9 protein-coding genes are annotated in these 13,514 nt (G+C 59.4%); 8 read left to right on the top strand and 1 reads right to left on the bottom strand.

What is annotated here, in order from left to right; all coding sequences use genetic code 11:
- Positions 1 to 255: 255 nt before the first annotated feature.
- The 6 genes from AC1DQM_RS13560 (at position 256) to AC1DQM_RS13535 (ending at position 9,912) form a co-directional block, all read left to right on the top strand.
- Positions 256 to 738: a sigma-70 family RNA polymerase sigma factor gene (locus AC1DQM_RS13560; RefSeq protein ID WP_018925353.1), complete on the top strand. Its 483-nt coding sequence runs from the start codon at positions 256 to 258 to the stop codon at positions 736 to 738.
- Between the two features lie 131 nt (positions 739 to 869).
- Positions 870 to 2,207, top strand: a complete 1,338-nt coding sequence (locus AC1DQM_RS13555; protein ID WP_477746336.1) for a lysine N(6)-hydroxylase/L-ornithine N(5)-oxygenase family protein — start codon at positions 870 to 872, stop codon at positions 2,205 to 2,207.
- Between the two features lie 430 nt (positions 2,208 to 2,637).
- A complete protein-coding gene (gene mgtA, locus AC1DQM_RS13550) occupies positions 2,638 to 5,355 on the top strand; it encodes a magnesium-translocating P-type ATPase (RefSeq protein ID WP_477746335.1) in 2,718 nt (905 codons plus the stop codon).
- Positions 5,356 to 5,528: 173 nt separating this feature from the next.
- Positions 5,529 to 5,906, top strand: a complete 378-nt coding sequence (locus AC1DQM_RS13545) for a chemotaxis protein CheY (RefSeq protein ID WP_086945096.1) — start codon at positions 5,529 to 5,531, stop codon at positions 5,904 to 5,906.
- A gap of 142 nt (positions 5,907 to 6,048) precedes the next feature.
- Positions 6,049 to 6,669 (top strand): response regulator transcription factor, encoded by a 621-nt coding sequence (locus tag AC1DQM_RS13540; RefSeq protein ID WP_064619022.1) that lies wholly within the window; start codon positions 6,049 to 6,051, stop codon positions 6,667 to 6,669.
- Complete coding sequence (locus AC1DQM_RS13535) at positions 6,670 to 9,912, top strand: transporter substrate-binding domain-containing protein (RefSeq protein ID WP_477746334.1); 3,243 nt, start codon at positions 6,670 to 6,672, stop codon at positions 9,910 to 9,912.
- A 3-nt stretch (positions 9,913 to 9,915) separates the two neighbouring features.
- Here the strand turns inward: AC1DQM_RS13535 and dkgB are convergent, their stop codons facing one another.
- A complete protein-coding gene (gene dkgB / locus AC1DQM_RS13530) occupies positions 9,916 to 10,719 on the bottom strand; it encodes a 2,5-didehydrogluconate reductase DkgB (protein WP_477746333.1) in 804 nt (267 codons plus the stop codon).
- A 243-nt stretch (positions 10,720 to 10,962) separates the two neighbouring features.
- On the opposite strand from dkgB, the gene AC1DQM_RS13525 reads away from it, so the two are divergent.
- Entirely contained in the window at positions 10,963 to 11,829 is an 867-nt protein-coding gene (locus AC1DQM_RS13525) for a pirin family protein (protein WP_477746332.1), read from the top strand.
- A gap of 136 nt (positions 11,830 to 11,965) precedes the next feature.
- Complete coding sequence (locus AC1DQM_RS13520; RefSeq protein WP_064619013.1) at positions 11,966 to 13,414, top strand: mechanosensitive ion channel family protein; 1,449 nt, start codon at positions 11,966 to 11,968, stop codon at positions 13,412 to 13,414.
- The last annotated feature ends 100 nt before the right edge of the window (positions 13,415 to 13,514 follow it).

Genomic DNA, 13,514 nt, shown 5'->3' with positions numbered 1-13,514 from the left:
GACCGACAGCCACGGGGAGCTGTCCTGTAGACGAGGGAAGGGGCGGGGAATTTAAGCGTTGAGGCTTTGAGTGACAGACAAAGTCAAAGGTATAGGACAGCACTATTTAGCAGGCAAATAGAAACAGCGCTTTAAATCTATATGAGAATTACTATAAATTACACACTCGAAATCGCCATCATCGTGCCACTGCCTACTTGGGCGGTGGCAGATCTGGTTCAAGGATAGAAACCGCACCCCGTGCGGCCGGGAGTCATGTTGGAAAACTACTATCGCGAGCTGGTGTGTTTCCTGAACGCCAGGCTAGGCAACCGCCAGGTGGCCGAAGATGTGGTGCATGACGCGTATCTGCGGGTACTGGAGCGTTCCAGCGACACGCCGATCGAACAACCCCGGGCGTTCCTTTATCGCACCGCGCTCAACCTGGTGATCGACGACCATCGACGCAATGCCTTGCGTCAGGTCGAGTCCCTGGATGTGCTCGACAGCGAAGAGCGCTACTTCATCCCTTCGCCCCACAACAGCCTCGATCACGGTCAGCGCCTGGACATGCTCCAGCGCGCACTGGCGGAATTGCCACGGCTGTGTCGCGAGAGCTTTCTGCTGCGCAAGATCGAAGGCCTGTCACACCCGCAAATCGCCGAGCACCTGGGTATTTCCAAAGCGCTGGTGGAAAAGCACATCGTCAATGCCATGAAGCATTGCCGGGTGCGCATGCGCCAGTGGGACGTCGCTTAAATCAGTCCTTGTTAAATTTTTTTTCATGGTCCTCGTTCCTATTCAACAGACGATCTGCTGCCGCCAAAGGCCGGTCAGGTCACCCAGGCTTTATCCCCGCAGCTGCGGGGTTTATCCAGAGGACACTGGAAATGACACAGGCAATTGCATCGCCCATCGTTCACGACCTGATCGGCGTCGGTTTCGGCCCTTCGAACCTGGCCCTGGCCATCGCCCTGCAAGAGCGCGGGCCGAGCCAGGGCGAGCTGGATGTGCTGTTTCTCGATAAGCAGGTGGACTACCGCTGGCACGGCAACACCCTGGTCACCCAGAGCGAACTGCAGATTTCTTTTCTCAAGGACCTGGTGACGCTGCGCAACCCGACCAGCCCGTATTCCTTCGTCAACTACCTCAAGCACCATGGTCGTCTGGTGGACTTCATCAACCTCGGCACCTTCTATCCGTGCCGCATGGAGTACAACGACTACCTGCGCTGGGTCGCCGGGCAATTCACCGGGCAGAGCCGCTACGGCGAGGAGGTGCTGACCATCGAGCCGGTGCTGCATAACCAGCAGGTCGAGGCGTTGCGAGTGATCTCGCGTGATACCCAGGGTTTGCAGCATGTGCGTACCACCCGTTCGGTGGTGGTCAGCGCCGGCGGTACACCGCGGATTCCCGAAGCGTTCAAGGCACTGAAGGATGACGGCCGGGTGTTCCACCATTCCCAGTACCTGGAGCGCATGGCCAAGCAGCCATGCCTGAACAACCAACCGATGAACATCGCGATCATCGGCGGCGGACAGAGCGCGGCGGAGGCCTTCATCGACCTCAACGACAGCTTCCCGTCGGTGCAGGTGGACATGATCCTGCGCGGCTCGGCCCTGAAACCGGCCGATGACAGCCCCTTCGTCAACGAAGTGTTCTCGCCGGAGTTCACCGACCTGGTGTTCCAGCAGGCCAGCAGTGAACGCGAGCGTCTGGTCAACGAGTACCACAACACCAACTATTCGGTGGTGGACATCGACCTGATCGAACGCATCTACGGGATCTTCTACCGGCAGAAAGTCTCGGGCGTTGCGCGCCATGCGTTCCGCACCCTGACTACCGTCGAAAAAGCCACCGCGACCGAGCGCGGTATCGAGCTGGCGATGCGCAACAACGCCACCGGCGAAGTCACGGTTCACCGCTACGACGCCGTGGTGCTGGCCACCGGTTACGAGCGGCAGATGCACCGCAAACTGTTGGCGCCGCTGGAGCAATACCTCGGCGATTTTGAGGTCGATCGCAACTACAGACTGATCACCGACGAGCGCTGCAAGGCCGGGATCTACATGCAGGGCTTCTGCCAGGCCAGCCACGGCTTGAGCGACACCTTGCTGTCGATCCTGCCGATCCGCGCCGATGAAATTGCCGGCTCGTTGTATGACCATGGCAAATCCCGCGGGCATGGCCGGTCGGTCAGGGACTTGTTGTTGGCTACTGCCAGCTGAGATTTTGTGGCGAGGGGGCTTGTCGGAACGCCCCCTCGCCACAGGTTTGCGATCAACCTGAACCCTTCCTGAAGAACCCCGCGATTCCCCCCGCAACACCCCTGCGCAGCGTTTACTCTCTAGATATCGCGGCGTAAGCTTCACGCGTTTTCATCAATTAGCGGAGACCCACAGTGGGTACTTGTTCGAGTGACAGTTGTCGGCCGGTCTCGGTAACCGGCATTTTCCCGGCAAGATAACGCGCAGCCTTTTTGTGCCGTTGTCTCGCCGTAAAGCGAGCAGCGGCATCCCGATCGTGGCCGGTTTGGCCCGACTCCCGACGTCCTCTCATCGACGCTGAACAGCGTGTGATGTTCGACCCCGTGTCGTCATCGCAGCGCCTCGACACGCCTGCTCGACGGTTTCCCGGCTGACCCTGGGGGGCACTGCCATGAACCTGACCTGGCTGAAAGAATTCTTCGCCGGATTCCTGCGTAACCGCCACATCGCCCGGCACTTCCGTCGACTGGCGCTGCTGGAAAGCTTCACCGACACCACGGTCAGCCGTGAAGTCCCGCCGACGCTCGCGCAAACCCTGGTCGCCGCCGCCAACAGCGGCACCGATCAATTGCTGGAAAACCTCGGCAGCCACACCGACGGCCTGAGTGAAGCCGAAGCCGATACCCGGCGCGAGCAACATGGCCTAAATGAAGTCGAGCACGAGCAACCGCTGCCGTGGTGGACGCACCTGTGGCACTGCTACAAAAACCCGTTCAACCTGCTGCTGACCTTGCTGGCGGTGATCTCCTGGCTGACCGAAGACATGAAAGCCGCCATCGTGATTTTCTCGATGGTGGTGCTCTCGACCTTGCTGCGTTTCTGGCAGGAAACCAAATCCAACCAGGCCGCCGACGCGCTCAAGGCGATGGTCAGCAACACCGCCACGGTGATGCGTCGGGAAGAGGCGAACAACGGTGCGCAACGCCTCGAATTGCCGATCAAGCAACTGGTGCCGGGTGACCTGATCGTGCTCTCGGCCGGTGACATGATTCCTGCCGATTGCCGAGTGCTCAACGCCAAGGACCTGTTCGTCAGCCAGGCCGCGATGACCGGTGAATCGATGCCGGTGGAAAAATTCCCACGTCAGCAGGACAACCACACCCACAACCCGCTGGACCTCGACAACATCCTGTTCATGGGCACCAACGTGGTGTCCGGCACGGCCATGGCGCTGATTCTCACCACTGGCAACAACACCTATTTCGGCGCGCTGGCGCAGCGGGTCGGTGCCACCGATCGTGCGCCGACTTCGTTTCAGACCGGGGTCAACAAGGTCAGCTGGTTGCTGATCCGCTTCATGTTCGTCATGGCGCCGCTGGTGTTGTTCATCAACGGTTTCACCAAGGGTGACTGGACCGAAGCGTTGCTGTTCGCGCTGTCGATCGCCGTGGGCCTGACCCCGGAAATGTTGCCGATGATTGTCACCTCGACCCTGGCAAAAGGCGCGGTGTTCCTGTCGCGCAAAAAAGTCATCGTCAAACGCCTCGATGCGATCCAGAACTTCGGCGCCATGGACGTGCTCTGCACCGACAAGACCGGCACGCTGACCCAGGACAAAATCTTCCTCGCGCGCAACGTCGATGTCTGGGGTAACGATTCCGATGACGTGCTGGAAATGGCCTACCTCAACAGCTACTACCAGACCGGCCTGAAAAACCTGCTGGACGTGGCCGTGCTGGAACACGTGGAGATCCACCGTGAACTGAAAGTCGGCACGGCGTTTCGCAAGGTCGACGAGATTCCGTTCGACTTCACCCGTCGGCGCATGTCGGTGGTGGTGGCCGAGCGTGATCAGCCGCATCTGCTGATCTGCAAAGGCGCGGTGGAAGAAGTGCTGGCGGTGTGCACCCGGGTGCGCCATGGCGATGCCGACGAGGCGCTGAGCGATGAATTGCTGGCGCGCATTCGCCAGGTCACCGCCACCTTCAATGCCGAAGGCCTGCGGGTGGTGGCGGTGGCGGCGCGGCCAATGATCGAGGGCCGCGACACTTACAGCCTGGCCGATGAACAGGCGCTGACGCTGATCGGTTATGTGGCTTTCCTCGATCCACCGAAGGAAAGCACCGCGCCGGCGCTCAAGGCCCTGGCCGCGCACGGTGTGGCGGTGAAAGTGCTGACTGGCGACAACGAACTGGTGACCGCGAAAATCTGCCGTGAAGTCGGGCTGGAACAGCAAGGCCTGCTGATGGGCAACGACATCGAGCGCATGAGCGACGCCGAGCTGGCGGTGGCGGTCGAGACCACCAACGTCTTCGCCAAACTCACGCCGTCGCACAAGGAACGCATCGTCCGCCTGCTCAAGGGCAACGGTCACGTGGTCGGTTTCATGGGCGACGGCATCAACGATGCGCCAGCCCTGCGCACTGCCGACATCGGTATTTCGGTGGACAGCGCGGTGGACATCGCCAAGGAAGCGGCGGACATCATCCTTCTGGAAAAGAGCCTGATGGTGCTGGAGGAGGGCGTGCTGGAAGGGCGGCGGACCTTCGCCAACATGCTCAAGTACATCAAAATGACCGCCAGCTCGAACTTCGGCAACGTGTTCTCGGTGCTGGTGGCCAGTGCGTTCATTCCGTTCCTGCCCATGCTGCCGATGCACCTGCTGGTGCAGAACCTGCTCTATGACATTTCGCAGATCGCCATCCCGTTCGATAACGTCGATGAAGACATGCTGAAACAGCCCCAACGCTGGCAGCCAGCGGACGTCGGACGCTTCATGCTGTTTTTCGGCCCGATCAGTTCGATCTTCGACATCAGCACCTTTGCCTTGATGTGGTACGTGTTCGATGCCAACACCCCGGACCACCAGACCCTGTTCCAGTCCGGCTGGTTCGTGGTCGGGCTGCTGACCCAGACGCTGATCGTGCACATGATCCGCACGCCGAAGGTGCCGTTCCTGCAAAGCCGCGCCGCCATGCCGCTGCTGGTGATGACGGGCATCATCATGGCCGTGGGGATTTTCCTGCCGATGGGGCCGCTGGCGCATTACTTCAAACTGCAGGCGCTGCCGTCGCTGTATTTCGTGTTCCTGCCGGTGATTCTGCTGGCGTACATGGCACTGACCCAGGCGGTGAAAGGCTTCTATATTCGGCGGTTTGGCTGGCAGTAAGGCTGCCAAAAGTAGGAGCTGTTGCAAGCTGCGTCAGCTCCTACGAAGGCCGCGATCTTTTGATCTTTAAGTCGGACAGAACCCTCGATTTTTAGGAAAGGTCCTACAGAACGCTTCTCGGGTCTTCCGTAGCCTTGCCGCCTCACTCATCAGCCATCGACCTGAGGCCCGTGATGATCAACAAAGCCTTGCGCATCCTGATCGCCGACCAACAGCATTTTTACCGGATGAAAACCGAGCGGTTGTTCAACCAGCTCGGTTATTACCGAGTGGCGCCGGTGCAAAGTCTTGCCGACATGCTGAATCTGGTCGAGTACGGATGCGAGCCGTTCGACCTGGTGATCATCAATGCCTCTCTGGCGGCAGGGGCATTGGATCTGTCCGGGTTCTTGCGCGATAACCGCCAGGTTCACCACGCCTTGATCTACGAAGACCACGCGGCGCTGCCGGATTTAGCCGCCATTCGACGGCTGATGGAGCTCATCGATCCGCCTGCGTGTGAAGCTGCATCGCCACTGGATCAGGAGCGGAGTCGACAACGGATGGGTTGAGTTCAGGGTTACCGTTCGTCGGTACTATCATTTCTGATAGGTACATTTCTCCTGCTTTCCGTGCAAAAGTCATTGCGCAGCCGCTGCGTCTATCCCGGCGGTTACCGGCGGGCAATCGTTGAGTTTTTGCAAAGGAATTGCCATGAAGAAAGCGCTGATTGTGGACGATCATCCGGTGGTACGTGCCGCAGTCACACTTGTACTCGAGCGGGAAGGCTTCAAACTCATTTTTGAGGCGTCCAGTGTTGGCGAGGCCTTATCGATACTTCGTGAGCATGCAGTCGATCTGGTGATACTGGATCTGGTTATGCCCGGTGGCGATGGGCTGGAGCTGCTGGACCGGATCAGGGCCAATGGTTGGCTATGTCTGGTACTGGTTTTCACTTCCCTGGATCCGCTTTTTTTTCAAGAGCGTTGCATGCGCGCCCGGGCCATGGCTTATGTCGCCAAGACCCGCTCCTTGCAACAATTGCAAAAAGCCGTGCACGCCGTCATGGCCGGTTACACCTTTTTCGCGCGGTTGCCTGCGGGATCGCAGGACCCCCGGCAACGCAGCGAAAAAGAGATGATCGATAAACTTTCCAACCGCGAACTGACAATCCTGCGGTATTTGGCCCAGGGTATGAGTAACAAGGCCATCGCCGAGCTTACGCACCTGAGTCACAAAACCGTCAGCACCTACAAGACCCGCTTGATCGAAAAACTGGGCGTGAACGCTGCGGTACACCTGCGCGATTTCGCCAAGCGCAATCATCTGATCTGAATGAACCCGACCGTGCGCATCTTCCTGTGGGTGTTGATCCTATGTCTTGCATCGCAGGCCCTGGTCGCGGTAGCCGACGAGCCTAAGTCATTGCGCCTGCTGGGGCGCTCCACGGTGGATGGCTATGCCGTCCAGCTGGGCATGGATGACCGCAATTGGCTGGTCAGCAAACGGGTGTTGCGCGTCGGAGTAACGGGGCCGGACTACCCGCCCTTCGAATTGACGCGCAATCACGATGAGCTGGAGGGCATTACCGCCGATTACGTCGAGCTGCTTGCGCAACTGCTGCACGTCAACGTCGAGGTGCTGCGCTACGGCACACGCGAGTCGGCGATGGAGGCACTCAAACGCAAAGACCTGGATCTGCTGGGAACCTCCAACAGCTTCGAGGCCGCCGATCCCGAACTGAAGCGAACCAGCGCCTATGCCGAAGATCAGCCGATGCTGGTCACCAGACTGGACGAGCGCATGCCCGAGGATCTGGCGGGTAAACGCATCGCCATGGTCGCCGACTATCTGCCGGAGCAGACCGTCAAAGCCTTCTATCCCAAGGCTGATCTGCAACGTTACCCGTCGGCGCTCGATGCACTCGGAGCCGTGGCATACAGGCAGGCTGATGTGTATCTCGGCGACCTTATCAGTGCCAATTACCTGATCAACAACAACTACCACAATAACGTTCAGTTGATGGGGCCATCCGGCCTTGACGCCAACCCGTTCGGTTTCGCATTGGCGCGGGACAATACGCGCCTGAAAAACATCGTCGACCAGGCACTGGCGGCGATCCCGATGGAGCAACGCTCTGCCATCGAGCAACGATGGAGTGCCGGCCGCGCCAATCGACTGGGTCTGCAGCGGGTGAGTCTGAGCACCAGTGAACAGCACTGGCGGGATCAGCATCCGACGGTGAGCGTCGGAGTGGTCGGGGACTTTGCGCCTTTGACTTTCTATGACGCCGAAAGGCGATTCAGCGGGTTGACCGCGCAATTGTTGACGCTGATCAGCCAGCGTAGCGGTTTGAACTTTGACGTGCAGCGGGGCCAATCCCTGGACGAGCAGATCCAGCGACTCAAGGCTGGCGAGATCGACATATTGCCGGCGCTCATCCCCACGACTGAAGGTGTGGCCGGGCTGCGTTTTACCAGCCCTTACGTCACCAATCCATACACGCTGGTCAGTGCAGTCACCCCCGGCAGCCCGAGAACGCTGGACGATCTGGCCGGCAAACGCCTGGCGATTTATCACAGTCATCCCATGCGCGCATTCATTCTTGCCAGGGCACCGCAGGTGCGGATGCTGGATGTGCAAAGCCCGGCCCAAGGCCTGGAAATGGTCATGAAGGGGGAAGCCGATGCCGCGCTCAGTTCGTTGTTCATGACCCGCTACCTGATTGCCCGGTATTACAGCGGGCGTCTGCGCATCAGCAGTACCGTGGGCGATGAACCGGCACGCATCGCTCTGGCGACCGGAAGTGATGCGCTGGAGCTGCACTCGATACTGAACAAGGCATTGCTGAGCATCTCGCCCCAGGAGATGGACGATCTGGTGGCCCGCTGGAGCAATGACGTGGTGGTGGATGACAGCTATTGGTTGCGTCATCGCCAAGGCATTGTTCAAGCGTTTGCCGTGGCGGGAGCCTTGCTGTTGCTCGCCTTGGGCTGGATCGCCTGGCAGCGTCGGCAGATCCGCCAGCGCCAGCAATGGTTGCGGCAATTGCAGGACGCCAAGGCTGAGGCGGAGGATGCCAATGGCGCCAAAACCACTTTTCTGGCGACCATGAGTCACGAGCTACGCACACCGTTGTACGCCCTGATCGGCATGCTCGAACTGGCCTTGAAGCGTGCGGACGAGGGCGTCACCGACCGTAGCGCCATTGAGGTGGCGTCCAGTGCCGCACAACAATTGCTGGCGCTGATCGGCGACATCCTGGATATCGCGCGTATCGAGTCAGGGCATTTATCCCTGACCCCTGAGCGCGCCAATCTGCGGGGGCTGGTGGAGTCGGTGTGTCGGGTTTTCGAAGGCTTGGCACGGCAGAAAGCGCTGGCGTGGCGAATCGATCTGGACGAACACAGTGACTGTGATGTGTTGATCGATCCCACACGCTTCAAACAGGTGCTGTCCAATCTGCTGAGCAACGCCATCAAGTTCACCCATGAGGGTGAAGTGAGCCTGACGCTGCGAGTGGCGGCCGTCATGTCAGGACATCTGGCGGTCAGCGTGCAGATTGAAGACACCGGCATAGGCATCAGCACCGTCGACCGACAACGGTTGTTCAGCCCGTTCATCCAGGCCGATAACGGCCGACAGTCAGCCCGAAGCGGCTCTGGCCTGGGGTTGGTGATCAGCCGCACGCTGTGCGAAATGATGGGCGGGCGGTTGCAACTCGACAGCGTCCTTGGACAAGGCACGCAGGTCGACATCAATCTTGAGCTGATCGCATTGCCGTCGTTGCCTTCCATTGAGGCCGTGGAGAGCGGATTGCAGGCGCCAACGCGGCCACTGACGATTCTGGTGGTTGACGATCACCCGCCTAATCGACTGTTGCTTTCACGGCAACTGAGCCACCTTGGGCATCATGTTCTGGAGGCCGAAGAGGGCGCACGGGCGCTTAAGCTGTGGCGCAAACATGAGTTCGATCTGGTGGTTACCGACTGCAATATGCCCAGGCTCAGCGGTTATGAACTGGCGGGTGCAATCCGCGATGAAGAGTGTGCCAAGGGATTGCCAGCTACATTGATTCTGGGCTGTACCGCCAATGCGCAGCCCGAGGAGAAGGCCCGATGCCTGGAGGCGGGCATGGACGACTGCCTGTTCAAACCGATCCTGCTGGCGGATCTGAACACTTGGTTGGCCTCCAGGTTTTTGAACCAGACGCCAGAACTTGTCGCAGAGCCCTCAACGCCGGAGATTGACCTCAGTGGCCTGGAGCAATACGTCGGTGCGGACCGCACGTTGATTGATCGTCTGGTGCGCGAACTGACGGTGACCAACCGGGTGGATCGGGATGATCTGCTCCAGGCGCACGCCAGTGGCAATCATCGTGTGCTGCGCGACCTGGCGCACCGCATCAAGGGCGGTGCGCGCATGGTCCGGGCACAGCGCTTGGTTGAGCATTGCGAGCAACTGGAGCGTGTCATCGATGTGGGGGATTCAGCGCTGCTCGACGAAGCCGTCGATCAATTGCAGCGCGCGATGTCATCGCTGGATGAACGCTTGAGCCAAGATTTAAGTCAGGGCTGAAACTCAGTCCCACTGCGGCGCAATGCCGTTGGGGCTGGTCAGTCGCTGGCCGCGATCCAGGCCCGCGATCAGCGCCATGTCGGCGTCGCTCAGGGTCAGGGCGCAGGCGTGCAGATTGCTTTGCAGGTTGGCGCGTTTGGTGGAAGAGGGGATCACCGCGTACCCCAGTTGCATGGCCCAGGCCAGGGTGACTTGGGCCGGTGTTGCCTGCAGGCGATCGGCGATCTGCTGGATGACCGGATCTTTCAGCACTTCGCCATAGGCCAGGGTCATGTAAGAGGTGATCTGGATGCCCTGGCTTTGCGCAAATTCGACGACCTTGCGGTTTTGCAGGTACGGGTGCAGTTCGATTTGGTTGGTGGCGATGTTCTCGGCGCCGACCGCAGCGATGGCTTGCTTCATCAGGTCGACCGTGAAGTTGGACACGCCGATCCGGCGGGTCAGGCCCAGTCGTTTGGCCTCGAGCAGCGCCCCCATGAACTCTTCGACCGGCACCTGATCTTCCGGTGACGGCCAGTGGATCAGGGTCAGGTCCAGATAGTCGGTTTGCAGCTTATCCAGGCTCTCTTTGAGGCTGTCGATCAACCGGTCTTTGGCAAAGTTGGCGACCCAGATTTTGCTGGTGATGAACAACTCTTCACGGGCAATGCCGCTGGCGGCGATGGTCTGGCCGACTTCGGCTTCGTTTTCGTAGATTTGCGCGGTGTCGATGACCCGGTAGCCCAGTTCAAGACCGGTGCTCACCGAATCGATGACCACTTGGCCTTGCAGGCGAAACGTACCAAGACCGAATGCGGGAATAGACATCAAAGACTCCAGGGGTTGCAGTGAGAATGGGCGGGAGTATCCCCGGCTGCACCCTTGAGAAAAACCGCTGGTTTGGCAAAGCACTGTTTACCGCAAGTCATGAATGGGTTGTTGGAAGATCAAAAAATCTTCCTCCATCGTTCTCCAGATAGAACGATGAGGCTGATTTTTGCAGTCTAGTGCGCCAAAGGTCATGGTTTTAAGCTTTATCCATCGCGTCACACAACAGATTCAGAGGCCAAGATGAAAAACATCATCGGTATCTACACCAGTCCACGACCTCATTGGGTCGGCGACGGTTTTCCGGTTCGCACGCTGTTTTCCTACGACAATCTGGGCAAACACATCAGCCCGTTCCTGCTGCTGGATCACGCAGGTCCCGCCGACTTCACTCCGACCACCGAGCGTCGTGGCGTGGGTCAGCATCCGCACCGCGGGTTCGAGACCGTGACGATCGTCTACAAGGGCGAGCTGGAACACCGTGACTCCACCGGCAGCGGCGGCAAGATCGGCCCCGGCGATGTGCAATGGATGACCGCAGCCTCGGGGATCATTCATGAGGAGTTTCACTCCGAAGGTTTCGCCAAAACCGGCGGCACCCTGGAAATGGTGCAGCTGTGGGTCAACTTGCCGGCCAGGGACAAGATGGCCGAGCCCGGTTACCAGACGATTCTCGACGGTGACATTGCGCGTATCCCGCTGAAAAACAATGCCGGCAGCCTGCGCTTGATCGCCGGTGAGTTCGACGGCCACAAAGGCCCGGCGCGGACCTTCACGCCGATCGACGTGTGGGATGTGCGCTTGAACGCCGGCAAGTTGCTGACTCTGGATCTGCATGAAGGACGCAACACCGCACTGGTGGTGCTGCGCGGTACGGTTCAGGTCAATGGTCAGGAACTGGTGCGTGACGGGCAGTTGGCGTTGTTCGAACGCAACGGTGATCAGCTCAGCCTCGAAGCCGACAACGATGCAGTCGTGCTGCTGCTCAGCGGCGAGCCGATCGACGAGCCCATCGTCGGCCACGGCCCGTTTGTAATGAACACCGAGCAGGAAATCCATCAGGCCTTCAGCGACTTCCAGTCGGGCCGGTTCGGCCGGATGAGCGGTTGAATACAACGCAGTAGTGGGTTGCTCTGCAACCTGGTATCTCCCACATTGGTTTTGTGGTGTTTTGCAGATCGCAGGCTTCGCCAGCTCCTACAATCTGTGAGATCTTCACGCCATTGGCCATTGTTGGAGTTGCTTGATGCTGTCACTGCTCACCAATCACCCGTTGCTTAGCGCGCTGATCCTGATCCTGATAGATCTGGTGTTGTGGCGTTTGATCACGGCCAGTAGCAGCAACTGGAAACTGGCCGCGCGGGTGGTGATTTTCGCGTTGTTCAGCGTGCTGCTGTTCAACGAAGGCTTGAACCCCATGGCGCCGGCGCCCTGGGCCGACAATGTGCCGTTGCACCTGGCGGCAACCGGTTTGCAGATTGGCTGGTGGCTATACGCAGCGCGCACCCTGACAGTATTGCTCGGCGCGGTGATGATGCAACGGGTCGGGCACACCGGGCGCTTGTTGCAGGACCTGCTCGGCGCGGTGATTTTCCTGATCGCGGTCATTGCTGCCCTGGCGTACGTGCTCGAATTGCCGGTCAAGGGCGTGCTGGCGACATCCGGCGCATTGGCGATCGTCGTCGGCCTGGCCTTGCAAAGTACCCTCAGCGACGTGTTTTCCGGGATCGTCCTGAACACCACCAAACCCTATCAACTGGGGGACTGGATTTCCATCGATGGCACCGAAGGTCGGGTCACCGATATCGATTGGCGCGCCACACGCCTGCAAACCTCCCAAGGCAGCATGGCGGTGATCCCCAACTCCCTGGCGGCCAAGGCCAAGATCATCAATTTCAGCCGGCCCAGCGATATATTCGGCGTCTCGATCAGTTTGCAAGTGAGCCCCCACGCGCGTCCGCAAACGGTGATCGATGCCCTGGAGCGGGCCATGCAGGGGTGCCGCTTTCTGTTGGACAAACCGGCACCGTGCGTGGCGTTGAAAAGCTCCGGCAGCACCGGCGTGGAGTATGAAATCAGCGGCTTCGTGGTCTCCATGGATCAGAAACGCATGGTGCGCAATCTGCTGTTCGACCTGGCGTTCCGGCACTTGCAGGCATCCGGCGTCATCCTGTTGTCGAACGTCGAGCCCAACGCTCCTGCGGCCTTGTCACGGCAACGGGCGTTGTTGGACAGCTCGAACATCTTCTCGACCCTGCGTCAGGAAGAGAAAGAAACCTTCAGCCAGAACATGAAGCTGCAAACCTTCCGCGCCGGAGAAATGATCCTGCCAGCGGGGGAGGTCAGCGATCATCTGTTCATCATTGAATCCGGCGTCGTGTCGGTGGAGCTGAGCCGCGGCGGGGTCAAGATCGAAAGCGGGCGCATGGGGCCGGGAGAGGTGATCGGCGAGGGCGGGATTTTGTCCGATATGGCGATGCCGGCGGACTTTAAAGCCAAGACGACCTGCAGCTTGTACCGGATTGAAAGGGAATACCTCCAACCGTGCCTGGATGCGCGGCATGACATCGGTGAAGCGATGAAGACGTTGCTGGATTTCCGCTTGAACAAGGCTCAGGCGCTGAGTCAGGAAACACCCAAGGTGGTGGAGAAAAAAGGGTTTTTGCAGTGGTTGCGCAATCGTAGTCACCAATAGGTTGGTTGCCTGTTCCGGCGCCTTCGCGAGCAGGCGTCGGCGTCGGCACTGTCACTGAAATTCTTCTGGTCTATTGGCATTCTCAACTTCCCAATAATTG

The sequence above is a fragment of the Pseudomonas sp. 01L34 genome (genome assembly GCF_056400265.1).
Note: the sequence above shows the minus strand (reverse complement) of the source record. Positions and strands in the feature narration are given on the sequence as shown.

Excerpts from the sequence above, each read along its gene's own strand:
- AC1DQM_RS13560 (WP_018925353.1), top strand. The coding sequence starts at position 256 with ATGTTGGAAAACTACTATCGCGAGCTGGTGTGTTTCCTGAACGCCAGG.
- dkgB (WP_477746333.1), bottom strand. The coding sequence starts at position 10,719 with ATGTCTATTCCCGCATTCGGTCTTGGTACGTTTCGCCTGCAAGGCCAA.
- AC1DQM_RS13540 (WP_064619022.1), top strand. The coding sequence starts at position 6,049 with ATGAAGAAAGCGCTGATTGTGGACGATCATCCGGTGGTACGTGCCGCA.
- mgtA (WP_477746335.1), top strand. The coding sequence starts at position 2,638 with ATGAACCTGACCTGGCTGAAAGAATTCTTCGCCGGATTCCTGCGTAAC.
- AC1DQM_RS13525 (WP_477746332.1), top strand. The coding sequence starts at position 10,963 with ATGAAAAACATCATCGGTATCTACACCAGTCCACGACCTCATTGGGTC.
- AC1DQM_RS13535 (WP_477746334.1), top strand. The coding sequence starts at position 6,670 with ATGAACCCGACCGTGCGCATCTTCCTGTGGGTGTTGATCCTATGTCTT.
- AC1DQM_RS13520 (WP_064619013.1), top strand. The coding sequence starts at position 11,966 with ATGCTGTCACTGCTCACCAATCACCCGTTGCTTAGCGCGCTGATCCTG.
- AC1DQM_RS13555 (WP_477746336.1), top strand. The coding sequence starts at position 870 with ATGACACAGGCAATTGCATCGCCCATCGTTCACGACCTGATCGGCGTC.
- AC1DQM_RS13545 (WP_086945096.1), top strand. The coding sequence starts at position 5,529 with ATGATCAACAAAGCCTTGCGCATCCTGATCGCCGACCAACAGCATTTT.